The 21,384-nt window shown below is 67.0% G+C and carries 26 protein-coding genes; 10 read left to right on the top strand and 16 right to left on the bottom strand.

Going from position 1 to position 21,384, the window contains the following annotated elements:
* The first annotated feature begins 1 nt into the window (after position 1).
* From trbK-alt to ACNKFW_RS12495, 6 genes are read left to right on the top strand one after another with little or no spacing between them, the layout of a single operon-like run.
* Positions 2-298 (top strand): putative entry exclusion protein TrbK-alt, encoded by a 297-nt coding sequence (gene trbK-alt / locus ACNKFW_RS12520; protein WP_418025345.1) that lies wholly within the window; start codon positions 2-4, stop codon positions 296-298.
* Positions 299-304: 6 nt separating this feature from the next.
* Complete coding sequence (trbL, locus tag ACNKFW_RS12515) at positions 305-1,630, top strand: P-type conjugative transfer protein TrbL (RefSeq protein WP_418025343.1); 1,326 nt, start codon at positions 305-307, stop codon at positions 1,628-1,630.
* Positions 1,627-2,316, top strand: coding sequence for a conjugal transfer protein TrbF (gene trbF, locus ACNKFW_RS12510; RefSeq protein ID WP_418025341.1), 690 nt, complete (start codon positions 1,627-1,629; stop codon positions 2,314-2,316). Before trbL ends, trbF begins: the two co-directional genes overlap by 4 nt.
* Before the next feature lie 20 nt (positions 2,317-2,336).
* Entirely contained in the window at positions 2,337-3,383 is a 1,047-nt protein-coding gene (gene trbG, locus ACNKFW_RS12505; protein WP_418025339.1) for a P-type conjugative transfer protein TrbG, read from the top strand.
* Positions 3,373-4,539, top strand: coding sequence for a TrbI/VirB10 family protein (locus ACNKFW_RS12500; protein ID WP_418025337.1), 1,167 nt, complete (start codon positions 3,373-3,375; stop codon positions 4,537-4,539). Before trbG ends, ACNKFW_RS12500 begins: the two co-directional genes overlap by 11 nt.
* Positions 4,540-4,543: 4 nt before the next feature.
* Positions 4,544-4,786 (top strand): DUF2274 domain-containing protein, encoded by a 243-nt coding sequence (locus tag ACNKFW_RS12495; RefSeq protein WP_418025335.1) that lies wholly within the window; start codon positions 4,544-4,546, stop codon positions 4,784-4,786.
* A gap of 98 nt (positions 4,787-4,884) precedes the next feature.
* On the opposite strand, the gene ACNKFW_RS12490 is transcribed toward ACNKFW_RS12495, so the two are convergent.
* From ACNKFW_RS12490 to ACNKFW_RS12470, 5 genes are read right to left on the bottom strand one after another with little or no spacing between them, the layout of a single operon-like run.
* Positions 4,885-6,174, bottom strand: coding sequence for a TRAP transporter large permease (locus ACNKFW_RS12490; protein WP_418025333.1), 1,290 nt, complete (start codon positions 6,172-6,174; stop codon positions 4,885-4,887).
* A 1-nt stretch (position 6,175) separates the two neighbouring features.
* A complete protein-coding gene (locus ACNKFW_RS12485) occupies positions 6,176-6,682 on the bottom strand; it encodes a TRAP transporter small permease (RefSeq protein ID WP_418025332.1) in 507 nt (168 codons plus the stop codon).
* Between the two features lie 31 nt (positions 6,683-6,713).
* A complete protein-coding gene (gene dctP, locus ACNKFW_RS12480) occupies positions 6,714-7,703 on the bottom strand; it encodes a TRAP transporter substrate-binding protein DctP (protein WP_418025330.1) in 990 nt (329 codons plus the stop codon).
* Between the two features lie 52 nt (positions 7,704-7,755).
* On the bottom strand, positions 7,756-9,075 hold the full coding sequence (locus tag ACNKFW_RS12475) for an NAD(P)/FAD-dependent oxidoreductase (protein WP_418025328.1): 1,320 nt from the start codon (positions 9,073-9,075) through the stop codon (positions 7,756-7,758).
* The gene (locus tag ACNKFW_RS12470) at positions 9,072-9,437 is read right to left on the bottom strand and encodes an ethanolamine utilization protein EutQ (RefSeq protein ID WP_418025326.1); all 366 of its coding nucleotides are present in this window, start codon (positions 9,435-9,437) and stop codon (positions 9,072-9,074) included. The genes ACNKFW_RS12475 and ACNKFW_RS12470 overlap by 4 nt, the downstream gene beginning before the upstream one ends.
* 103 nt (positions 9,438-9,540) lie before the next feature.
* Here ACNKFW_RS12470 and ACNKFW_RS12465 point away from each other — a divergent pair, with 103 nt between their 5' ends.
* Positions 9,541-10,230: a TetR/AcrR family transcriptional regulator gene (locus ACNKFW_RS12465; protein ID WP_418025324.1), complete on the top strand. Its 690-nt coding sequence runs from the start codon at positions 9,541-9,543 to the stop codon at positions 10,228-10,230.
* 152 nt (positions 10,231-10,382) lie between these two features.
* On the opposite strand, the gene ACNKFW_RS12460 is transcribed toward ACNKFW_RS12465, so the two are convergent.
* Together ACNKFW_RS12460 and ACNKFW_RS12455 are read right to left on the bottom strand one after the other, a co-directional pair.
* Positions 10,383-10,799 carry a CopG family transcriptional regulator gene (locus ACNKFW_RS12460; protein WP_418025323.1) on the bottom strand — a complete coding sequence of 139 codons (417 nt, stop codon included), beginning with the start codon at positions 10,797-10,799 and terminating at the stop codon, positions 10,383-10,385.
* Between the two features lie 3 nt (positions 10,800-10,802).
* Positions 10,803-12,827, bottom strand: coding sequence for a conjugal transfer protein TraG (locus tag ACNKFW_RS12455; RefSeq protein WP_418025321.1), 2,025 nt, complete (start codon positions 12,825-12,827; stop codon positions 10,803-10,805).
* A gap of 207 nt (positions 12,828-13,034) precedes the next feature.
* Between ACNKFW_RS12455 and ACNKFW_RS12450 the strand changes: the two genes are divergently transcribed.
* The 3 genes from ACNKFW_RS12450 (at position 13,035) to ACNKFW_RS12440 (ending at position 14,128) form a co-directional block, all read left to right on the top strand.
* Positions 13,035-13,229, top strand: coding sequence for a type II toxin-antitoxin system VapB family antitoxin (locus tag ACNKFW_RS12450; protein WP_028714435.1), 195 nt, complete (start codon positions 13,035-13,037; stop codon positions 13,227-13,229).
* A complete protein-coding gene (locus tag ACNKFW_RS12445) occupies positions 13,226-13,531 on the top strand; it encodes a type II toxin-antitoxin system VapC family toxin (protein ID WP_418025319.1) in 306 nt (101 codons plus the stop codon). Before ACNKFW_RS12450 ends, ACNKFW_RS12445 begins: the two co-directional genes overlap by 4 nt.
* 63 nt (positions 13,532-13,594) lie before the next feature.
* Positions 13,595-14,128, top strand: a complete 534-nt coding sequence (locus tag ACNKFW_RS12440) for an isochorismatase family protein (RefSeq protein WP_418025317.1) — start codon at positions 13,595-13,597, stop codon at positions 14,126-14,128.
* A gap of 68 nt (positions 14,129-14,196) precedes the next feature.
* Here ACNKFW_RS12440 and ACNKFW_RS12435 read toward each other — a convergent pair whose 3' ends face one another.
* The 9 genes from ACNKFW_RS12435 to ACNKFW_RS12395 all read right to left on the bottom strand — a co-directional run bounded on the left by ACNKFW_RS12435 (position 14,197) and on the right by ACNKFW_RS12395 (position 21,253).
* The gene (locus ACNKFW_RS12435) at positions 14,197-14,631 is read right to left on the bottom strand and encodes a PIN domain-containing protein (protein WP_418025315.1); all 435 of its coding nucleotides are present in this window, start codon (positions 14,629-14,631) and stop codon (positions 14,197-14,199) included.
* A 3-nt stretch (positions 14,632-14,634) separates the two neighbouring features.
* Positions 14,635-14,886: a type II toxin-antitoxin system Phd/YefM family antitoxin gene (locus tag ACNKFW_RS12430; RefSeq protein ID WP_418025313.1), complete on the bottom strand. Its 252-nt coding sequence runs from the start codon at positions 14,884-14,886 to the stop codon at positions 14,635-14,637.
* 108 nt (positions 14,887-14,994) lie between these two features.
* Positions 14,995-16,731 (bottom strand): relaxase/mobilization nuclease domain-containing protein, encoded by a 1,737-nt coding sequence (locus ACNKFW_RS12425; RefSeq protein WP_418025522.1) that lies wholly within the window; start codon positions 16,729-16,731, stop codon positions 14,995-14,997.
* 244 nt (positions 16,732-16,975) lie between these two features.
* Positions 16,976-17,557, bottom strand: coding sequence for a hypothetical protein (locus ACNKFW_RS12420; RefSeq protein WP_418025311.1), 582 nt, complete (start codon positions 17,555-17,557; stop codon positions 16,976-16,978).
* Between the two features lie 49 nt (positions 17,558-17,606).
* On the bottom strand, positions 17,607-18,425 hold the full coding sequence (locus ACNKFW_RS12415) for a lytic transglycosylase domain-containing protein (RefSeq protein ID WP_085502871.1): 819 nt from the start codon (positions 18,423-18,425) through the stop codon (positions 17,607-17,609).
* A gap of 3 nt (positions 18,426-18,428) precedes the next feature.
* Positions 18,429-18,764, bottom strand: coding sequence for a DUF736 domain-containing protein (locus ACNKFW_RS12410; protein ID WP_028714427.1), 336 nt, complete (start codon positions 18,762-18,764; stop codon positions 18,429-18,431).
* A 1-nt stretch (position 18,765) separates the two neighbouring features.
* Positions 18,766-19,362, bottom strand: coding sequence for a S26 family signal peptidase (locus tag ACNKFW_RS12405; RefSeq protein WP_036714521.1), 597 nt, complete (start codon positions 19,360-19,362; stop codon positions 18,766-18,768).
* The gene (locus ACNKFW_RS12400) at positions 19,359-20,756 is read right to left on the bottom strand and encodes a DNA cytosine methyltransferase (protein ID WP_418025309.1); all 1,398 of its coding nucleotides are present in this window, start codon (positions 20,754-20,756) and stop codon (positions 19,359-19,361) included. Before ACNKFW_RS12400 ends, ACNKFW_RS12405 begins: the two co-directional genes overlap by 4 nt.
* Entirely contained in the window at positions 20,753-21,253 is a 501-nt protein-coding gene (locus ACNKFW_RS12395) for a DUF2840 domain-containing protein (protein ID WP_085502866.1), read from the bottom strand. Before ACNKFW_RS12395 ends, ACNKFW_RS12400 begins: the two co-directional genes overlap by 4 nt.
* Between the last annotated feature and the right edge of the window lie 131 nt (positions 21,254-21,384).

Genomic DNA, 21,384 nt, shown 5'->3' with positions numbered 1-21,384 from the left:
CATGGAGGGCAAGGCGCTTGCCCGGCTCATTGCCATCCTGTTCCTGGCGATCGTCATGACCGTGACGCTGATCCGGATGGAGCGGAGCGGCGACCTGCCGCCGCTGCCTGGCCGGCAGGTTCAGCCGCAGTCCGAAGACCCGCTGCGCGAGGGCCAGCGCCGCTGCCAGCGGATGGGCGAAGCGGCGGCGGAGGATGCCGAATGCCTGGCGATCTGGACCGAGACCCGTGATCGGTTTCTCGGGCGGAACCCGGCACCCCCTCGGCCCGGCCCTGCTGCCTCCTCTGAAGCGGAGTGATCATCTATGGGCGGGTCTGGGGTCATCGACAATTTCCTGGCGGTCTTCACCAGCTATATCGACTCCGGCTTCGGCTTGCTGGGCGGCGAGGTGGCGTTCATCGCCACCACGCTGATCGTCATCGACGTGACCCTGGCGGCGCTCTTCTGGGCCTGGGGCGCCGAGGACGACATCATCGCCCGGCTGGTCAAGAAGACCATCTTCGTCGGCGTCTTCGCTTACCTGATCACCAACTGGAATACGCTGGCGAGGATCGTCTTCGACAGTTTCGCCGGGCTCGGGCTCATGGCCTCCGGCACCGGCTTCACCGCCGCCGATCTCATGCGGCCCGGCCGCGTCGCCCAGACCGGGCTCGATGCCGGCCGGCCGCTGCTGGACTCCATCTCCGACCTGATGGGCTGGGTCGCGGTCTTCGAGAACCTGATCCAGATCCTCTGCCTGTTCTTCGCCTGGGCGCTGGTGATCCTGGCCTTCTTCATCCTCGCCGTGCAGCTCTTCGTCACCCTGATCGAGTTCAAGCTGACCACGCTCGCGGGCTTCGTGCTCATCCCCTTCGGCCTCTTCGGCAAGACCGCCTTCATGGCCGAGCGCGTCCTCGGCAATGTCGTGTCCTCGGGCATGAAGGTCCTGGTCCTGGCGGTGATCATCGGCATCGGTTCGACGCTGTTTGGTGAGTTCACCACCGGCTTCGGCGGCGGCGCCCCGACCGTCGACGACGCCATGGCCATCGTGCTGGCGGCGCTGTCGCTCTTGGGCCTCGGCATCTTCGGGCCAGGGATCGCCACCGGCCTGGTTTCCGGCGGTCCGCAACTCGGCGCGGGCGCCGTCGCCGGCACCGGGCTGGCCGTAGGGGGTGCCGCGCTGGCCGCCGGCGGCGCCACGGTGCTGGGCGCGAAAGGCGGCGCGATGGCCGTGCGCGGTGGCGCTGCCACGGCGGGCGCCGCCTCTGCCGCCTGTTCGCTGAACTCGGCCGGACAGTCCGGCATCGGCGGTGCGCTCTCCGGGGCCGCCGGGGTCGGCAAGGGCGCCGGCATCGCCGCGTTGTCGCCCTTGCGCAAGGCGGCGGCCAGTCTCAAGGCCAGCCGCAGCGCCGGCATGAAAACCGCCTTCACCGGCACCGGGGGCAGCACCACGCAGGGCACGCTCGGCGGTGTCGGTACCTCCACGCCCACTTCGTCTTCCTCATCCCCCGGCAGCCCGCCCGCCTGGGCGCAGCACCTGCGCGGGCAGGCCGTGGGCCGCGGCGCAACCGTCGCCGCCCATGCGGTCCGGTCAGGCGACAGCCATGGCCCCGGCGCCTCCGTCTCCCTTTCCGAAAGCGACAAGCCATGAACCTGTTCAGACGCCCGACCACGCATTACGGCAAGACGCCCGAACCCGAGACTCCCTATCAGAAGGCGGCGCAGGTCTGGGACGAGCGCATCGGCGCGGCCCGCGTCCAGGCCAGGAACTGGCGGCTCATGGCCTTCGCCTGCCTCTTCCTGGCCGCCGGCTTTGCTTCCGCATTGGTCTGGCAATCGGCACGCGGCAGCGTGGTGCCATGGGTGGTGCAGGTCGACGATCTCGGCCAGGCCCAGGCCGTCGCACCGGCTTCTGCCGATTACCGCCCGACCGATCCGCAGATCGCCTGGCATCTCGGCCGCTTCGTCGAGCAGGTCCGGTCTATCCCGGCCGATCCGGTGATCCTGCGCCAGAACTGGCTCCGAGCCTATGACTGGACCACCGACCGCGGCGCCGCGGCGCTGAACGACCATGCCCGCACCAACGATCCCTTCACGAAAGTCGGGCGCCAGCAGATCGCCGTCGAGGTGTCCTCGGTCATCCGCGCCTCCCCGAATTCATTCCGCGTCGCATGGACCGAACGCCACTACGAGAACGGCCAGCTATCCTCCACCGAACGCTGGACCGCGATCCTGACCGTGGTGATCCAGACGCCCCGCACTGCGGAAACCCTGCGCGCCAATCCCCTCGGCATCTACGTCAATGCCGTCAACTGGTCGCGGGAGATGAGCCAATGACCGCTGTTCTCACCGAAGAAATGTTCGGCACCCCGGCGCAGCGCTTGCCCCGATCCGTGCTGGCCGTTGTTCTGCTGTCGGCCACCGCGCTGGCGGGCTGCGCCACCCAGAAATCGCCGCAGTTCAGCTATGACGAGCATGTGCCGCCATTGCCATCGCCTCCCGCTGCCGTTGCAGGATCAGTTCCGAAGCCGCTGCATGTGCCGCCGGCATGGATCCCGGCGAAGGGCGGTGCCGCGGCGGAGAACCCTGTCGGTCGGGTGGCAAATGCCAATCTCGCCGCCCGGGTCGAGCCGCGCCGAGAGGGCTACTATAATGCTATCCAGGTCTATCCGTGGAGCGAAGGCGCACTTTATCGGGTCTATGCCGCACCCGGCCAGATCACCGATATCGCGCTGGAGCCCGGTGAGCGCCTGACCGGCACCGGACCCATCGCCGCCGGCGATACCGCTCGCTGGATCATCGGCGATACCGAGAGCGGCAGCGGCAACAGCCGCCGTGTGCATGTGCTGGTCAAGCCGACACGGCCCGACATCGGCACCAACCTGGTCATCGCCACCGACCGGCGCCGCTACATGCTGGAACTGCGCGCCGGCGAGGAGACCTGGATGCCGGCGGTGTCATGGCATTATCCGGAAAGCGCATCGTCTTCGGCAGCGGTGCAGCGACAGGCGGCTCCTGCAGCACCGGCGATACCGGCCAAAGGCGCCCGCAACCATCGCTACGGCTTGCAGATCGAGGGCGCCCGCCCGCCCTGGCGGCCGGTCTCGGTCTTCGACGACGGCCGCCGGGTCTTTGTGGTCTTCCCTCCCGGCATCGCCCAGGGCGAGATGCCGCCGCTCTTCGTCATCGGCCCGGATGGCGAGTCGGAAATCGTCAACAGCCGCATCCACGGCAACGTGCTGATCGTCGACCGGCTCTTCGGCGTCGCGGAACTGCGCCTCGGTTCGGGAAAACGCCAGCAGGTGGTGCGGATCCACCGCCTGCAGCCGGAGCAGCAGGCTGTTGCCCCGGCTGCCGCCCGCGGCAATGCGGGGTCCAGCAGGGATCGTGCTCATGGCCGATAAGGAAAGCACTGCCGCGCCGATGCGCCTGCGCGCCGAGCCGCCGCGCATCACCCGGCTGTCGCGCAAGGTGCTGGCGAGCATGGCCGGAAGTGCCGCGCTCGGCATCGGTGCGGCGCTGATCTTTGCCCTGCAGGGCAGGGACATGATGGAACGAAGCGGTGAGGAGTTGTTCTCCACCGAGAACCGCGCTACCGCGGACGGGCTAACGGAACTGCCGCGCGACTATACCGGTCCCGCCCTCGGCCCGGCGCTGCCCGGGGATCTCGGCAAGCCGATCCTCGATGCGCGCAATCGCGGTGAGCCGGTGCCGGCGCCCGCCACGCCCACCGTCACCGCACCCGCCATGGACGCGGCCGAGCAGCAGCGGCTGGCCGAGGAAGAGGCCGCGCGGCTCAGCGGCGTGTTCTTTCAGGGCGGGCCGCGGGTGGAAGGTACGGCGAATACCAGTGCCGGAAGTGCCGGATCGGCGTCCGCCGGGTCCGGTTTCGTCGGCCAGCCGCAAGCCGGAGGAGCACAGGACCGGCATGCGGCGTTTCTGGGTGCGGCCGCCGACCGGGTGACGGTGGCGCCGGATCGCATCAAGCCACCAGCCTCGCCCTATGTGCTGCAGGCCGGCTCGGTGATCCCGGCGGCGCTGATCACCGGCATCCGCTCCGACCTGCCCGGCCAGATCATCGCCCAGGTCACGCAACCCGTTTATGACAGCCCGACCGGCTCGATCCTGCTGATCCCGCAGGGCACCCGCATCATCGGCGAGTACGACAACGGCGTGACTTTCGGCCAGCGCCGCGTTCTCCTCGTCTGGAACCGGCTGATCTTACCCGATGGCCGCTCCCTGGTGCTGGAGCGCCTGCCGGGCGCCGATGCCAGCGGCTATGCCGGACTCGAGGACGGCGTCGATTACCACTGGGGAGAGCTGATGAAGGCCGCCGAGCTGTCCACGCTGCTGGCCGTCGGCACCGAACTCGCCGCCGGTGACGACGACGACCGGCTGGTCCGCGCCATCCGCGACGGCGCCCAGGACACCGTTGACCAGGCTGGCCAGCAGATCGTCCAGCGCCAGCTGCAGGTCGCGCCGACGCTGACCGTCCGGCCGGGATTTCCGGTCAGGATTCTCGTGAGTCGAGATCTCGTGTTCGAGAATGCCGGAGGATGACACCATGACCAAGCTGAAGCTGGGGCCGATCGCCGACGATACGCCGGTGAAGATGGCCGTCGAATTGCCCGCCGGCCTGCACAGGGCTTTGACCCTTTATGGCGAACTGCTTGGCCGCAGTGGTGGGCAGGGGCCGGTCGCGCCGCAGAAACTCGTGGTGCCGATGCTGGAGCGGTTCCTCGCCTCGGATCGCGGGTTTGCGAAAGCAAGGCGGAACGTCAATGCTGGGCGCAGGACCGAGGACTGAACGATATTAGCCCAGCCAACACCTGCGGCTTAGGCACGCATGCCAAATGTCGTCCTGCGTGTTGGGGATCACCTCCTCTGGCAGTAAGCCCACCTCGCCTAAACCAATCCCAGCCAGCGCGGCAGTGCCAGCGAAAGCGCGGGGATGAAGGTCGTCAGCATCATCACCGGCAAGGCGACGAAGGCCATCATGCGCAGGGCGGGACCGACCGCCTGATGGACCGAAGCGCGTCCGATCCGGCAGGCCATGAACAGCACCGGCGCCATCGGCGGGCTGTTCGCGCCGATCACCACCGAGGTCGCGACGATGGCGGCGAAATGCACCGGATGCACCTCGACCGAGACCATCAGCGGCAGCAGCAGCGGCGCGATCACCACCGTGACCGAGACATCGTCGATCAGCGCCCCCGCGATGATCAGGAACACGTTCACCAGGATCATCACGCCGATCGGATTGCTGACCAGCGACGCCACCAGTTCCGTCAGATCCTGCGGGATGCGCTCGGCCACCAGGATACGGCCGATCACGAAGGAAAACAGCAGGATCAGCACGATGGAGCCGGTGGTCTCGGCGGCCGCCACCGTGCTGTCGCGCAGCCGCGCCAGGCTCATGTCGCGATAGACGAAGAGGCCGATCAGGACCGCGGCGAGAACGGCGAAGGCCGCCGCCTCGGTTGGCGTGAAGAAGCCGCCATAGATGCCGCCGATGATGATGACCGGCAGCGAAAAGGCGGGGATGGTGCGCAGGGTGATGCGCCATTTCTCCGCAGCCGGGATCCGGCGCTCGTCGTGGATCTCGTGAATGCGGCGGCCGATCTGGGCGCGGTTGAAGATCATCAGCCCGATCATCAGCATGATCCCCGGCACGATCGAGGCCGCGAAGCAGGCCGCCACCGATTGCTGGGTCGCCACCGCGAAAAGGATCATGGTGATCGAGGGCGGAATGAGGATGCCGAGAAGCGAGGAAATCCCCAGCAGCGCCGCCGAATAGCCACGCGGATAGCCGCGTTCGGCCATCGGGTCGATCATCAGCGTGCCGATGGCCGCCACCGCCGCTGTGGCGGTCCCGGCGATAGCGCCGAACACGCCCGCCGCCCCGACCATGGCATTGCCGAGCCCGCCCCGCCGCCGCCCGATCGCCATCTCGATGCAGGCGACCAGGCGGTTCGCGATGCCCCCCGACTGCATCAGGTAGCCCGCAAGGATGAACAGCGGCAGGGCCAGCAGGATCACCGAGTTCAGCGACCGGAAGCCCTGCAACATCAGCGTGTTGAGATTGGCGTCATAGATCCAGGCCAAGGCGGCAACGACACCGGCGAAGGACCATGCGACGGGAATGCCGATCCCCAGAAGAACCAGGAGCAGCCCCAGAACCAGTAAAGCCTCCATGTCAGGCTCCCTTGCCGGATTGGGCGATCTGAAGGCCTGCGCGAGCGACATCGCGCAGGGCGTAGAGGACGGCGGACACCGCGGCGAGAGCCAGCGGCGCCTGCGCATACCATAGGGGCAGGTTCAGGACCGGGATGATCTGCGGCCGCTTCATCCCCCAAGCCAGCATCTTCCAGACCCAGAGCGCAAAGATCGCCGCGATGACCAGGGTCAGGACCGCGACGACAAGGCCGTGGATCGCCCGGGCGCGGGGCGTGCGTAGCGATGTCGCGAGGAAATCCACGACCAGATGCTCGGACCGCCGCGAGGCCATGACCGCGCCCGCCATGTAAAGCCACATGGCGGCAAGCAGGCTCGCCTCGTGCATGCCGAGCAGCGACTGGCTGAAGAAGACGCGAAAGATCACCAGGGCGACCAGCGACAGGGTGACGATGGCGCTGGTCGCCAGGATGGCGGCCCTCAGGAGCCAGGCAAAGACCCGGTCGGCCATGGCAAGAAAGGCGATCACGCGAACCTCCATGCGGCGAGGGTGACGAGGATCACTCGGAGGCGGCGTTCTGGCGGACGAGGTCCAGAAGCTCGGCGCCGATCATCGGCTCCATCTGCGGCCAGACCGCCTCGCGCACGGTCCTGCTCAGCGTGGCCAGTTCATCCGGGTTCAGCTCGACATAGGTATGGCCGCGCTTCTTCCATGCCTCGACATAGCCCTCGTCCGAGCGGCGGGCGGCCTCGAACTGCGCCAGCATGACCTTTTCCGCGCCGGCAGCGATTGCCTCCTGATGCTCGGGGGACAGGGCCTCCCAGTTTTCGAGGTTCGCGGTCAGGATGCCGGTCAGGAACTGCTGCCGGCTGTGGACGTAATCGGTCAGCACGTCGCCGAAATATTCGTAGTCGTAGAAGATCACGTTGGCGCTGTCGCCGTCGACGACCCCGGTCTGGATGGCCGAGTAGAGTTCGCCCCAGTCGATGGTCGCGGTCTGATAGCCCATGGCGGCGATGGTTTCGGTAAAGGGCGAGACCGGCGGGACGCGCACCTTGAAGGCCCTGGCGGCCTCGACCGTGGTGGCGTGGCCGCCCTTGGTGCCGACGCCGTTGAAACCCTCGGGCCAGGCACCGAGGTATTTCAGCCCGGTATCGGCATAGACCTCGGACAGCGCCGTGCTGAGCCAGCCGTCCTTGCCATAGGCGGCCAGGGCATCATCCCAGTCGGTGAACATGTAGGGCGTATAGATCAGCGAGATGCGCTGGTCGTATGAGGTCATCGGCCAGTTCAGCATCAGATCGACATCGCCGGCCATGAGCAGGTCGAAGACCTCCTGCTGGCCGCCCAACTCGTTCTGGTAGAAGATCTCGACCTTCAACGCGCCGTCGGTGGCAGTCTCGATCTCCTTGGCCCAGGCCTCGATGGCATTGCCCGCATCCGAGCCTTTCGCGCCGGAATCGGTTGCCATCTTCAGCGTTTCCGCCATCGCGGGCATGGCCGCCGTCGCGCCGGACGCCAGCGCCGCGAGCAGTACCGCGGCCGTCATTCCATTCATCTTTCTGACCATTCCCTTCCCCTCCCCAGGAAGCGGGCCGTCTTCAGGCCTCGTGTCGGTTCTTGAAAATCTCATAGGCAAAGCGCGCCCTCACGCCGATGTCCAGGAAAGGCCGCGGCGGCACCGCCGTCGGCGTGCCAAGGCCGATCATGTCCGAGATCAGCGGATCGTCCTCGCCAAGCGCCATGGCCGCGGCCAGCCGGCCGCTGATCGTGCCCTTGGCGACGCCGACGGCGTTCTGGCAGACTGCGCTCCAGACGTTCGGGGCGACCTGTCCGAATCCCGGTGCACCATTGCGCGACAGGCAGATATAGCCGGTCCAGGTATGCTCCATGGTGACGCCCCGCAGCATCGGGAAGCGTTCGTCGAACAGGCGCTGGTGCTCGGCCCGGATCTTCAGCCGGCGTTCGTCGGACTGGCGCAGGCCGGGGCAGAAATGGATGTTCTGCCGGATCAGGATGCGGCGATCGTTGGTATAGCGCATGGTGATACCGGCAAAGGCATTGGCCGGGGTCGAGCCCCAGGGCGCGATATTGCCGAAGGCCGCCTGCTCGGCTTGCGTCAAACGACGCGAGAGGCTCGCATGCGCCGCAAAGTTCAGCAGCCTGCCCCTCCAGAAGCCGAAGCGCATGGCCAGGCCGTTCACCGCCAGGATGGCCTTGGGCGCCCGGACCGAGCCATGCGCGGTCCGAAGCGTGATCGTCGGGCCGAAATCCGCCTCCAGCACCGGGCAATTCTCGTAAAGCGTGACGTTTTCCGGCAGGGTGTCGCCCAGCCCCCGGTTCAGTGCCGCCGGGTTCAGAAGCACCGTGCCGGGCGTATAGACCGAGGCCGCGAAGTGCCGCGTGCCCAGGCGCCGGGCGGTTTCCCCGGCATCCAGCCATTCGTAAGGCTCGCCCAGCCGCTTCAACTCCTCGACCGTGGGCCGCAGGATCTGCTCGGCGCCGCGCTGCGAACTGGCGGTATGGTATTTGCCGTCCTCGCTCCAGTCGCAGTCGATGCCGTGGCGCTGCACGCTTTCGCGCAGCGAGGCGATCCCCGCGCGGGCAAGGCGCAGATAGGCCCGACCCTTTGCCAGTTCCTCGAGCGACGAGCCGACATTATGCGGCAGGTCGATGGCAAAGCCCGAATTGCGGCCGGAGGCCCCTTCGCCCAGTTGCTGCGCGTCGAACACCACGATCTTCGCATGGGGGCGCAACTCGGCCAGACGGCGCGCCGCACCCAACCCGGCATAGCCCGCGCCGATCACCACGACATCGGCGGTGATGTCTTTGGACAGCGACGGCCTGGGTTGGCGCGGCGGCAAAAGCGCGGACCAGCCATTGGTGCGGTCGTCCTTGGGAAGCAGCGAGATCCGCGTCATGCAGCCGCCTCTGTGGCCCAGCTTGCAGGCTGGAGGCTGTAGAACACCAGCGCATCCTCCGAGACATAGCGCACCTCGGTGCCGGCGGGCAGCCAGATCGTGTCCATGGGCCCGGCTTCCAGCCGGCCCTGCGGCGTTTCGACGGCAAATGTCCCCGAGATGACCAGGATCAGCTCGTCGTATTTGACCTGCCAGGGAATGTCCGCATCCCGGAACCTCGCGAAGCCGCCCGCAAGCTCGCTGCGATCCGCAAGGCCGGCGACCTCCGCGACCTCAGCCATCGCGGGATAGGCGAAACGCGGCTGGAAACGCAGGTCGGAAAAGCGGTTCAGGCGCGCCGGCGCCTTGTCGGCTTTCGTCATCTTTCTCTTCCCCCCGGACATGCCATCTGTTCTGGTGCAGAAAGCAATCGCCCAACACCATACAGTGGTGTATTGGAAGATACAGACGTGTATGGAGCAGTCAATGAAAAAGCGCCAGCTGATAGAGCGTGTCAGCAAGGAAGCCGAGGAGGATCATGCCCAGCCCCGGCTGACACGCGCGGACTGGCTGGAAAAAGCCCTGGAAATGCTGATCGAGAACGGCATCGACGCGGTCAGGATCACCCGGCTTGCGGATCTGCTGGGGGTGACGCGCGGCAGCTTCTACTGGCACTTTGCCGACCGCAACGAATTGCTCGAGGCCATGCTGGACGTGTGGCAGCAGTCCAACACGGCCAGCATCATTCAGGCCGCGACTGCGCCGGGCACGCTTCAGGACCGCATCCTGGCCCTGTTCATCTGCTGGCTGGATCCCGAACTGTTCGATCCGCGGCTCGACTTCGCCGTGCGCGACTGGGCGCGGGGCGATGCCGCGCTTCAGGCGGTCATCGCGCAGTCGGACCAGCAGCGGATGGACGCGCTGATCGCCATGTTCGCGGCCCATGGCTTTGCCGAACGCCAGGCGATCATCCGGGCCCGCAACTTCTATTATACGCAGATGGGATATTATGCGCTGAACGTGCGCGAACCGCTGTCGGTGCGGCTGTCCTATGTCGCCACCTATTTCGAGACCTATACCGACGAAAAGCTGGACCCGCAGGCAGAGGCCGATTTTCGCCAGAAGGTCATCGCGCGAAAAGAGCTGTGGGGCGACGAGCGCATACCTGCTCGTTGATCAAGCCGATGCATGCGCTTGGCTCGGTTCAGGCTGGAAGAGGATACCGCGGCCTGGGATACGGCTCCCAGATCTGCCATCCGATTAGTCTGTCGTTTTGACCCATCGGATTCCATTGCAGGAATTCCTGCAATGCCCGCCGGTGCATCCAATCACGCCCGATCAGAATCGCCCGGCACCTCCTGCCGCAGCCTCGGCCCGCGGACGAGACGCCGGCCAAGGGCTTCGAGGAAGCGATCGTAGCGTTCACCGCCCTGTGCCTGCGCCGCAGCGTCGGGCGGTGCCGGAGTTGCAGTCAGCCAGGACCGCATAAAGATCGCGAAGGCCTCGTTGGCGATGCCGTTGTCGCGTTCGAGCCGCTTGATGGTCCGGTCGATCCGGTCGAGCCGCCGGGTCATCGCCGCCTCCTGCCGCTCGTCGGCATCGGGGGTGAGGAAGGAGGCGATGGCCGCCTCGGCAACGAGCGAGCGGGATTTGCCGCGCCGGTCGGCATAATCGGCCAGCAACAGCATCAGGTCCGGGTCCAGATAGACCGAGAGGCGTTTCTTCTTGTCGGCATGTTCCGGCATGGCTCAGAGTTCCATTCCATCGTTCTGGTCCATCGAGATCTGACGCGCGATCCTGCGCATGTCGCGCACCAGCCCCCGGTTACGGACCGCCTGCTGCTCGGGGGCCTCGAAATCGGGATCGAACTCGTTCTCCGGAAGCGTCACCGGCTGCGGCACGATATCCTGATACGGCTCCAGCCCCGGCTCGCGGCGCAGCCCGGCATTGTCCGAATCCCCGGACGAATTCGCGTCGGACTGCGCGAGGCCGCTATTTGGCACGGTGGCAGCATCAGCCCCCTGCCCCCCATCATCCGACTTCGGCGGCTTCAGCCCGGTCCAATCGTCCGGTCGCTCCGACGGCACGAGTTCGCGCGGATCCGGCGGAGACAGCACCCGCTCGCGGAAACGCACATCGACATAGTAGCGCGCCTTCCGGGCCCGGACCGGCGGGATGCCGGCGACCATGACGATCTCGTCCTCGGGCGGCAGCTGCATCACCTCGCCCGGCGTGAGCAGCGGCCGGGCGGTCTCGGAGCGCGAGACCATGATATGGCCGAGCCAGGGGGCGAGGCGGTGCCCGGCATAGTTCTTCATCGCCTTCATCTCGGTGGCGGTGCCGAGCGCGTCCGAGACCCGCTTCGCGGTCCTCTCGTCGTTGGTGGCGAAGCTGACCCGGACATGGCAGTTGTCGAGGATCGAATTGTTCGGGCCATAAGCCTTCTCGATCTGATTGAGCGACTGCGCGATCAGGAAAGACTTGATGCCGTATCCGGCCATGAAGGCCAGGGCGGATTCGAAGAAGTCGAGCCGCCCCAAGGCCGGGAACTCGTCGAGCAGCATCAGCACGCGATGCCTGCGGTCCTTGGCATGCAGATCCTCGGTCAGCCTGCGGCCGATCTGGTTCAGCACCAGCCGGATCAGCGGCTTGGTGCGCGAGATGTCCGAGGGCGGCACCACCAGATAGAGCGTCGAGGGCTTTTCGCCCGCGATCAGATCGGCGATGCGCCAGTCGCAGCGGCTGGTCACCTGTGCGACCACCGGATCGCGATAGAGGCCGAGGAAGGACATGGCGGTCGACAGCACGCCGGAGCGTTCGTTCTCGGACTTGTTCAGCAGTTCGCGCGCGGCGCTGGCGATGACCGGATGCGGGCCTGCCTCGCCCAGATGCGGGGTCTTCATCATCGCCGCCAGCGTCGCCTCGATCGAGCGGCGCGGATCGGAGAGGAAGGCGGCGACACGAGCGAGGGTTTTGTCCTCTTCGGCATAGAGCACATGCAGGATGACGCCGACCAGCAGGGCATGGCTGGTCTTTTCCCAATGGTTGCGCTTTTCCAGCGAGCCCTCGGGATCGACCAGGATATCGGCGATGTTCTGGACGTCGCGCACTTCCCACTCCCCGCGGCGGACCTCCAGCAAGGGATTATAGGCGGCGGAGGCCGCATTGGTGGGATCGAAGAGCAGCACCCGGCCGTGCCGCGCCCTGAACCCCGCGGTGAGCTGCCAGTTCTCGCCCTTGATGTCGTGGACGATGGCCGAGCCGGGCCAGGTGAGCAGGGTCGGCACCACCAGCCCGACGCCCTTGCCGGAGCGGGTCGGGGCGAAGCAGAGCACATGCTCCGGCCCGTCGTGGCGCAGGTAGTCCTGCTCGTATCGGCCCAGTACCACGCCGTCGGGGCCGAGCAGCCCCGCCCGCTCAATCTCGGGCCGCCCCGCCCAGCGCGCCGAGCCGTAGGTGTCGACATCGGCCGCCTCGCGGGCGCGCATCACCGAGAGGGTGATGGCGACACCGATGGCGAGAAAGCCGCCCGAGGCGGCGATGATGCCGCCTTCCATGAAGATACGCGGGGCGTAGGCGTCATAAAAGTACCACCACCAGAACAGGGCCGGCGGATAATAGACCGGGATGCCCCAGATCTCGAACCAGGCTGGACCGAGCTGCGGCTGGAAGCCGAGCCGCCAGGCCGCCCATTGCGTGCCGGACCAGATGAAGATCAGCACGATCAGGAAAACGATGAGGATCTGGCCCCAGAGGACCTTGGTTCCTGACAAGGCGTCTATACCTTCCCTGCGGATATCCGACACCAGAAGGGAAAACCCACCCGTCTCAGGTTTCAACATCCATCCGTGAGCCGTTCGCAGCCCGTCGCAGAACAGCGTAAAAATACCGGCAGGCTGCGGCGCGCAGGCTTCCTGCGATGCATCGCAATCGGCACCTGATGATGCTATATTCGATGCATCGCTTTCGGAGGCATCATCATGCGCACGACCCTCAATCTCGACGACGAGTTGCTCCGGCAAGCCCGTGACCTCACCGGCATCGGCGAGAAGGCCGTCCTGGTGCGCGAGGGGCTGAAGGCTCTGATCGAGCGCGAGAGCGCCCGACGGCTCGCCCTGCTCGGCGGCAGCGACAAACGCGCAGCTGTGGCCTCACGCCGGCAGCCGTCGCCGTGATCCTCGTCGATACCTCGATCTGGATCGATCATCTGCGCGACGGCGATGCGGAACTGGTCGATCTCCTGAACGCCGGGCTGGTCCTGGCGCATCCCTTCGTCATCGGCGAACTGGCGCTCGGCAGTCTCAAGGACCGGGAAACCGTCATCGCCGCGATGCAGGGACTGCCGCAAGCGCCAATGGCCAGCCATGCCGAGGTGATGGCGCTGATCGAGACGCGGCAGCTCTTCAGCCTCGGCATCGGCTATGTCGATGCGCATCTGATCGCCGCCACCCTGCTCGCCCCCGGCACCACGCTCTAGACCCGCGACCGTCGCCTGAGCGCGGCAGCAAAACACATCGACTTTCCTCCGAAAGGATGACCCATGCCACTGATCGACTCCGCCCGTTCGCTGCTTCTGCTCATCGACTTCCAGGCCCGCCTGATGCCTGCCATTCATGAGGCCGAAGCTGCCCTGCGCAATGCCGGCCGGCTTCTGGAAGCAGCCGGGATGCTGGATGTTCCAAGCCTGCTGACCGAGCAGAACCCGAAAGGTCTTGGCCCGACCGTCGGGCAATTGCCGGTCGGCGATGCCCCGGTGGTGGCGAAGCAATCCTTCGGGGCCTGTGGCGAGGAAGGTTTCGCGGATCGCATTCCTGCGAATGCGCAGGTGATCGTCGCAGGCTGGGAAGCGCATGTCTGCGTGCTGCAGACGGTGCTGGGACTGCTGGAAACTGGGCGTCAGATCCATGTGGTGGCCGATGCGATCGGATCGCGGCAGCCGGAGAGCAAGGAGACGGCAATCCGCCGGATGGAGCGGCACGGGGCCGAGATCGTCACCACCGAAATGGTGCTGTTCGAATGGCTACGCACGGCGAAGCACCCCCGTTTCCGCGAGGTGGCGGCATTGATCCGTTAGAGTGGCATTCAGAAATACAAGCGCGCGGGTCGACAACCGGCCAGCGCGGCAGCAGCCAAGCCAAGCCGCTATGCGGGCAGTTCCTTCAGTGGATTGACATAAGGCACGCCGAGCGGCTCGAAATGCCGCTCGTTGGCGGTCAGCACCGTCAGGCCATGCGCGGCGGCCGTCGCCGCGATGGCGATGTCCTCGAAGCCCGGATCATGGCCGCGAGCCCGGTCGAGGATCGCCCCGGCCTGACGGGCCTCGTCGATGCCGAAGGACAGGATACGGCTGGCATAGAAATGCTCGACGGCGGCCAGCCAGCGGCGCAGTGCCGGGGCCTTGGCGCTGGCGCCGATCCTGACCGCGCGAGCGATGCCGGCCTCGATCTCTGCGATGGTGATGGCCGAGAGATAGAGCCGATCGCTATGGGCGCGCATCCAGACGGCGAGAGCCTCGGCATCGGTATTGCGCCTCGTCGGCGCAGAGGCCGAGAGAATATTGGTGTCGAGCAGGTACAAGATTCAGAGATCCGTATCCCGCAACGCGCGCGCAGGCTTGCGGGCGCGTTCGGGGATGTCGCCGGGCTCTCCGGGAAAGGCGAGCAGCAGATCGGCGAAATCCGGCACCCGGGAGATGCGCTGCCATTCCTCGAAGGAGAGCAGCACCGCCTCCTTGCGGCCGTGCCGGGTGATCACCGTCGGCTCGCCGGCCACGGCCTGATCGACCACGGCGGAGAGCGTCGCCTTCGCATCCCTGAGCTGGAGTTCCTTCATGGCCGCCTCCGGGTTGTGACTACATATAGTCATATGGTGCGCGCACTCCGGTCGTCAAGATCCCGGCCGCTACTCTGCATCCTGAAAACCGGCCGTCCCTGACGGCCATCACAATCCCAGCCCACGCTTGCGGCCAAAGCTCCAATCCACACCGCCATCCGCGCGGGCGACGCCCGAGACGTGCCGGTCGAGATGCCGTTCGAGCGAGGGCGTCCAGGGCACCAGCTTGAAGCCCAACCCATCATCGATCATGGCGAAACGCCCCGAGGCCAGGGTGAAGCGCCGGCGATAGGTGCCGGCGACAGTGTCGCCACCGGCCGCGCGGTCGTAGGACATGCCGGTCTCTGCCGCGAGTTTCTCGGCAAGCGCGCCGACCTCGCGCTCGCGCAGCCGGTCGAGCAACCGGTGTGCGAAGGCCACGCGGTTGCCCTGCCGCTCGGCCAAGCTCTCCTCGATCAGGTGTTCCGCACGCCGCTTCATCGCCTGCCGCACCTCGATCCCGAAGCCGACATCCGAAAGCGGCACGGGATCGCGGGCCACCGCTTGCCGGTCGAGCCATGTCGCGCCGCTGGCGGTCACTTGAGTGTGGATATCGAGATCGGAACGGACGGCCAGTGCAACCCGGCGCGCGCCGCGCGCATCTTGATAGGACCGCAACTCGACGATGGACCCGGGCGCGCTGTCGCCGGCGGCATCGAAACTTCGCAGCCGAATGTGATGGGTGCGGCCATCGACACCGTCGATCACTGCATAGGCGCTGCCCTTCAGCTCGTCGTCATGGCCGCGCTCGACCAGCCGGCCGAGGATCGGCCCATCGGCCTCGCTGGCGAAGACATAGTCCGAGACCCCGCGATCGATCCCCTGCCCCGACAGCGCCCGATGGATGCGCTTGATGATGTCGCCCCGCTCGCCGAGTTCGCGCAACACCCTCTCGGCTTCGGGCCGGATCACCCATTGCGCCTGCCCGACCTGATCGGCGAGGCCGAGGCGTTCCAGATGCCGCAGGCGCCCGACCTTCTGCGGCAGGTAATCGTCGCGCGAAGCGTCGATGGCCGGGGCCATGTCGATGATGCCGGACTTGCCGGCATCCCGGAGAAGCTGGCGGTCGAGCGCGGTCCAGCGCTCCGCCTCGACCTGCCGCATCAGGCTGCGGCGGATCTCGTGGTCATGGCGCGGCCCCAGTTCCCGGGTGATCAGGTCCTGCGCCCGGTCGCGCAAGCCTTCCCGGATGTAGTCGCGGGAGATGACCAGGTCCTTGCCGTCGTCGGCCCGCCCCCGCAGGATGACATGGACATGGGGATTGTCGGTGTTCCAGTGATCGACGGCGATCCAGTCCAGCTTCGTGCCGAGATCCTTTTCCGCCTGCGTCATCAGCTCCCGGGTGAACCGCTTCAGGTCCGCCATGTCGGCGGCATCCTCGGGTGAGACGATGACACGGAAATGATGCCGGTCGTCCTCGCTGCGCTCGGCGAAGTCCTTGACATCGGCATTGTCGGTGTGTGGATCGAACATCCGCGCCTTTTCCCCGCCGCGGGTGACGCCGTCGCGGCTGAGATAGCCCAGATGCCGCGGCAGCGCGGCGACCTGCCCAACTTTGCGGACCACCCGGACCTTGACGGTGCAGAGCCGGGTGCGGCGGGTGATCAGCCTGTTGGCGCGGACGGCCGCAGTTCGGCCCCGGCCGAAGCGCGAGGCGCCCGGCGACAGGATCCTGCCACTGCGCGAGACGCGCCCGCCCGCCTTCTGGGCGGCGGCCAGCGCCTGGGCCACGAAAGGCCGGGCGCGCTGGCTGCGGCTGGAGCGGATGCGCCCCGGACGGATGCGGAAATCGTCCTCGCTGCTCATAGCTCGATACTCTGCGAGGTGCGGGATTTGTTCAGAGACCTGCGCAATCCGGAAACGCGCGAGGTGCGGTTTGGCGCCGCGATGTGCGGAAATGCCCCGAAAACCCGGCAAACACCCCCGACCGCCCAGCGCGCACATCGCGGGCTTTTATCTTGCATGTTTTTCAAGGGCGGCGTGGCCCCAAGGGCCGCGCCGCCCGTTCCTGCGCTGGGATACGCCGCAGTGCGATTTCCGCAATTGGGACTCATGAGGCCCCTCCCGGACGGGAGCGCCCCCGGCGGGCACTGTCCGGCTGAAGAAAATCCGGTAGCGGATCCTCCGGCAGGGTGAACTTCCGCTGCCATGAGTGCCATGCCGCGGTGACGGCGCCGGTGCCGGGAAACAGGTCGTCGAGCGTGTCCTCGGGCCGCGCGGCGACCATCTCGAAGCACCAGTGACAGACGGCTTCCGGCTTGGCGCCGGTCAACCCGCGACGCAGGGTGATGCTCTCCTGGATCCAGTCGCGCAGCACCAGCCGCTTGCTGACCACGGGTTTGCGGGCGGCTTTGACGATCACCGGCTCCCAGGCCCAGACGACCGGGACATTGCGCTTGAAGGCGGCGAATCCCTTCACCCAGGCCATCCAGCGGGCGCCGGTCGGCTCGACCAGCGGCGCGAGAACGGCGATGGAACGCGGTGTCGCGGCGGCATGCAGGATCCAGCCGTCATAGTCCCGTTCGAGCCGTGCGATCAGCGCCGCATGATCGACTTCGCCGGCGTAATCCGGTTGGTCGCGGTAAAGATGCGCGCAGCCGATATAGGGCGGGTCCGCATAGGCGATCTTCATGAGTTGTGCCCTCCCGCAAGATAGGCAGAGAGGCGTCGGGAATGATTTTTCATTGTGCTGCTTCCGCGTCGGATCGGCGCATGAACAGGCTATCGGATTGCGGCGCGCGGGCGTCTGAAGCGGTGTCGGACCGTTCGGCAGGCGGTTCCGGATCGGCAGCCAATGCGCCATCGTACTGCGGTTGTTCTGCAGCGGACCGGCGCACGAACAGACCGCCGGGCTGGGGTCGTTCCGCATCCGGGCCGTCGATCATGCTGCCGGCGAAGAGCGGGGCCTCGCGCCAGTCGGTTGGCGGCGCGGCGGCGAAACCGGTGCCGGGCAGCGGCTCGCCGCCGAGCAGCGGCGCCAGCGCGGCGACATAGGCGCGGGTCTCGGCCGGCAGGGTCCGGCCTGAGACCAGGTATTCGTCGTAGCGTCCCGGCCCGGCATTGTAGGCCGCCAGCATGCCGGCGACATTGCCGTAGCGGTCGTGCATCTCGCGCAGATAGGCGGCGCCGGCAAAAATGTTGTCGCGCGGCTCGAACGGATCGTTGCCGAGACCATGTTTGGCGCGTAGCGCCGCCCATGTCTCCGGCATGATCTGCATCAGCCCGATGGCACCTTTCGGCGAGACGGCCTGCGGATTGCCGCGGCTTTCGACATGCCGCACGGCGCGGATCCAGTGCGCCGGAATGCCGAAGCGCAGCGAGGCTTCCACGACGTGGGACGCGAAGGGATCGTGGGTCTGTTGCGCGAGCGGCTGCACGGTCTGCGCCAGCGGGCCGGCAACTGGAGCGGCGGCAAAGACCAGGCCGGAAAGAAGAAGGACGGCGATGCCGCGGGCGGTGCAAGCCCGCCCGTCGGTAAATGGATGGCAGAAAACCGGCATGGCTCAGTCCCGCTCGTCACGCTTTCTGGGGCGCGACCAGTGCAGGCCCCAGGTCCGGCCCTGCTCGTCGGACTGGAACAGCCGGGCGCGGATCGGCTGCATGAGGGCGGGATCGTCGATTGCGACCGAGATGTAGGTTCCGGCCTTCTCGCCGCTATGGGTCCAGCCGGCGCCGATCTCCGGGCCGTCCTCGCCGTCGAGATGGATCCGGTAATCCGGGGCGTTCTCGACATCGGCATTGTGCGTCGGCACGAAGACCAGTGCGAGGTCGAGCGTGACGGTGCGGATGCGGCCTTCGTAGCCGGCTTGCGTGCGGGTGAATTCACCGATCTGTGGCATGTTATCTCTCCGTGGCTTGGTGGTGAATGGTGGGATCAGGGGCCGTTTCCGCCCCAGTTGCGGGCCGGCGGAAGCGGCCGTCGCCCGCCGCATCGGTCCAGAGCGGGACAATGCGGGCGGTGATGCTGGTGACCGGGAGCGGGCTGAAATAGCGGCCGTCGAGACTGTCCTCGGCCTCCCGGTTCATGAGAAAGACCTCGCCCCCGGCAAGCAGCCGGCAGCCCTGCCAGACCGGCAGCGACCGGCCGAGGAGGTCGCGATCGCGTGCTTGGCCGAGGACCTGGCCGTCGACGGTGATCGTCGTGCCGATGCGGCAGACCCGTGTGCCGGAAAGCGCGGCGACGCGCTTCAGCAGCGGCACGCCGGAGGCGATATAGCCGCGGGCGGTGATGAACTGCGCCAGCGGTTCGGGCGGCGTAACCGCGACCAGATCGCCGAGGGCGAGGCTGGTCGGGGGCTCAAGACGATAGAGCCCGATGGGGATGCTGGCGGACGCGTTCCAGATCAATCGGGGCGGGATCTCGGTGACGGAGATGCCGATGACCAGCACGGCGAGGCCGGTTGCGGCGAGATAGGTTGCGCGGGTTTTGCGGATCATGACGCGCCTTCGCAATCCGCAGGATCGTCGGTGGGTGCGTCGTCGGCGGCAGCACCGTCCGCCTGATCGGCAGCATACCTGCCGGCAGCATCATCACCTGCCCTCGGGCCTGCGGACACATCATCGCCGGCACTCGCATCTCCCGCCGATGCGCCGCCGAGGACCGCGTTCAGCGCGATCTCGCTGCACAGGATGGCGCGGCCGATGGCCTCGGGGGTCTGCGGCACCACCGCGTCGCCGAAGGCCTCGACGATCAGGCTGGCCGCAGATGTCCCTTTGCGACCGCCGAGCGCAAGGCGCGTGCGAGCCAGCCAGGCGGAAATCCCATCATCCACCCATAGGTGATGGGCAATGCGGCCGTTCCAGTCAGGCCATTGCTCCTGAGCATCGCCGCCAAAGCTCGCGCCCCGGCCCATTTGTCCGGTGCCTGGTCCGTCATCGCGCCGTCCATCACCGCGTCCATGGTCGGCGATTTGCGGCGGTCGTAGGCCGGGCTCCAATGGTCCATGCGGCTGTCGCGCTTCGTCGGCGTCGGCAGGGTTTCCTGTGCTTTCGGATTGCTCGCGGTCACACCCGCATGGCGGCTGGCGTGGCCCTGAAGCTGGTTGAGAAGATCGCCCCGGCCGCCGCGATCCGCATCGGTCTTCCGCGGCGTGGCGAGGATCATCCGCAGCGGCCAGGTCGATCCCGCACCGCCACCCGCGCCGTCCTTCATCCCATCCGAGGCCATCGGCGTCGGCAAGGGGCGATTGCGGAACAGGTCGGAGAGATCCGAGTCTTTCATCGCCCGGCGCGCCCCCGATCCGCCCTCCATCCGCATCCCGCCCTGCCGGGATTGCGACACGGGCGTGGGCAAGCTGTTCGGGGTCGCAGCCGATGAGCCAGGACCGCTTGCGGACATGGTTGGCGCCGATATCCGCAGCACCCACCACGCATGGCCAGCAGGCGTAGCCGAGCGCTTCCAACTCGTCGAGCAGCCGGTCGGCGCCGCGAGTTCGGAGCACAGGGCTGTTCTCAAAAGCGAACCAGCGAGGCCGGCATTCTCCGACCAGGCGGACGGCCTCGAGGTAGAGACCGGACCGTTCGCCCTCGATGCCCTTGCCCTTCGTGTTGGCGCTGGAGATATCCTGGCAGGGCGGCGATCCGACGACGATCTCGGGCAGGCATCCGAGGTCGGAAACAAGTCGAGCTGCCGTGAGGTCGCGGACATCGGCGTAGAGTCTGACATGCGGAAAATTCTCCGAATAGAGGATGCGGCGCCATTGCACGATCTCACAGGCGGCGAGGGTGACGAAGCCCGCCCGATGCAGGCCGAGCGACCAGCCGCCCGCGGCGCCGCTGAAGAGATCGAGCGCACGCAGCGGCAGGGGAAGGGACGCCCGCGGCATGGTCATGCCCCGACCCTCCGGCGCTTCAGCCAGGCGGCGTGCTGGGCCCTGGTGTAGGTTCGGAACGGCTCGCCCGCCGTGAGGCGGTTGTGGACATGGCGCCAATGCTCCGGCGAGACCGCGTGAGCGTCGATGTCCAGCGCCTCGACGGCATCCACCGCCTGCAGCACCCGCTCGACCTTCGGCCAGCCGCTGACGCGCAGCAGGATCTCCGCCCCCGGCTTGACGAAGGGCAGCGTCTGGAACGGCTCGCCAGCCCCGACGGCGCGCAGGATGTCGAGACGGGAGACCACGGTGCCGTAATCGTTGCCCGCCCAGCGCACGACGGCAAAAACGCTGCCCAGTGCGAAGCCGAGGGTCCGGCGCTCACGGTCGAGCCGGTGTTCGTGGCAGAAGCGTCCGAAGCGCAGCCAGTGCTCGACCCGCTTCTTCTGCCAGATCAGGTCGACAAAGGTGGTCGAGCCAGGATCTGGCCTCGGCTTCTCAGGGTGACGAACACTCATTCGTCACCCCCATTCATGGCACTGCCAGTCCACGAATTAAGGGACAAATCGGTGTTTTCCACCGCCTGCCGCGCGCCTACAAGGTTAGGATTCCTTAAGTTAGGTAAGTTAGGAGGGGCTGAATTCCTGTT

It is taken from the genome of Paracoccus sp. TD-10 (assembly GCF_048270675.1).
GTDB lineage: Bacteria > Pseudomonadota > Alphaproteobacteria > Rhodobacterales > Rhodobacteraceae > Paracoccus > Paracoccus pantotrophus.
Note: the sequence above shows the minus strand (reverse complement) of the source record. Positions and strands in the feature narration are given on the sequence as shown.

What these genes read in the sequence shown, in the direction of transcription:
- ACNKFW_RS12465 (WP_418025324.1), top strand. Translation starts at nt 9,541, where the DNA reads ATGAAAAAGCGCCAGCTGATAGAGCGTGTCAGCAAGGAAGCCGAGGAG.
- ACNKFW_RS12405 (WP_036714521.1), bottom strand. Translation starts at nt 19,362, where the DNA reads ATGATCCGCAAAACCCGCGCAACCTATCTCGCCGCAACCGGCCTCGCC.
- ACNKFW_RS12440 (WP_418025317.1), top strand. Translation starts at nt 13,595, where the DNA reads ATGCCACTGATCGACTCCGCCCGTTCGCTGCTTCTGCTCATCGACTTC.
- ACNKFW_RS12495 (WP_418025335.1), top strand. Translation starts at nt 4,544, where the DNA reads ATGACCAAGCTGAAGCTGGGGCCGATCGCCGACGATACGCCGGTGAAG.
- ACNKFW_RS12430 (WP_418025313.1), bottom strand. Translation starts at nt 14,886, where the DNA reads ATGAAGGAACTCCAGCTCAGGGATGCGAAGGCGACGCTCTCCGCCGTG.
- ACNKFW_RS12415 (WP_085502871.1), bottom strand. Translation starts at nt 18,425, where the DNA reads ATGCCGGTTTTCTGCCATCCATTTACCGACGGGCGGGCTTGCACCGCC.
- ACNKFW_RS12500 (WP_418025337.1), top strand. Translation starts at nt 3,373, where the DNA reads ATGGCCGATAAGGAAAGCACTGCCGCGCCGATGCGCCTGCGCGCCGAG.
- ACNKFW_RS12400 (WP_418025309.1), bottom strand. Translation starts at nt 20,756, where the DNA reads ATGACCATGCCGCGGGCGTCCCTTCCCCTGCCGCTGCGTGCGCTCGAT.
- ACNKFW_RS12470 (WP_418025326.1), bottom strand. Translation starts at nt 9,437, where the DNA reads ATGACGAAAGCCGACAAGGCGCCGGCGCGCCTGAACCGCTTTTCCGAC.
- ACNKFW_RS12450 (WP_028714435.1), top strand. Translation starts at nt 13,035, where the DNA reads ATGCGCACGACCCTCAATCTCGACGACGAGTTGCTCCGGCAAGCCCGT.
- ACNKFW_RS12395 (WP_085502866.1), bottom strand. Translation starts at nt 21,253, where the DNA reads ATGAGTGTTCGTCACCCTGAGAAGCCGAGGCCAGATCCTGGCTCGACC.
- trbK-alt (WP_418025345.1), top strand. Translation starts at nt 2, where the DNA reads ATGGAGGGCAAGGCGCTTGCCCGGCTCATTGCCATCCTGTTCCTGGCG.
- ACNKFW_RS12420 (WP_418025311.1), bottom strand. Translation starts at nt 17,557, where the DNA reads ATGAAGATCGCCTATGCGGACCCGCCCTATATCGGCTGCGCGCATCTT.
- ACNKFW_RS12460 (WP_418025323.1), bottom strand. Translation starts at nt 10,799, where the DNA reads ATGCCGGAACATGCCGACAAGAAGAAACGCCTCTCGGTCTATCTGGAC.
- ACNKFW_RS12490 (WP_418025333.1), bottom strand. Translation starts at nt 6,174, where the DNA reads ATGGAGGCTTTACTGGTTCTGGGGCTGCTCCTGGTTCTTCTGGGGATC.
- ACNKFW_RS12425 (WP_418025522.1), bottom strand. Translation starts at nt 16,731, where the DNA reads ATGAGCAGCGAGGACGATTTCCGCATCCGTCCGGGGCGCATCCGCTCC.
- ACNKFW_RS12410 (WP_028714427.1), bottom strand. Translation starts at nt 18,764, where the DNA reads ATGCCACAGATCGGTGAATTCACCCGCACGCAAGCCGGCTACGAAGGC.
- dctP (WP_418025330.1), bottom strand. Translation starts at nt 7,703, where the DNA reads ATGACGGCCGCGGTACTGCTCGCGGCGCTGGCGTCCGGCGCGACGGCG.
- trbL (WP_418025343.1), top strand. Translation starts at nt 305, where the DNA reads ATGGGCGGGTCTGGGGTCATCGACAATTTCCTGGCGGTCTTCACCAGC.
- ACNKFW_RS12475 (WP_418025328.1), bottom strand. Translation starts at nt 9,075, where the DNA reads ATGACGCGGATCTCGCTGCTTCCCAAGGACGACCGCACCAATGGCTGG.
- trbF (WP_418025341.1), top strand. Translation starts at nt 1,627, where the DNA reads ATGAACCTGTTCAGACGCCCGACCACGCATTACGGCAAGACGCCCGAA.
- trbG (WP_418025339.1), top strand. Translation starts at nt 2,337, where the DNA reads ATGTTCGGCACCCCGGCGCAGCGCTTGCCCCGATCCGTGCTGGCCGTT.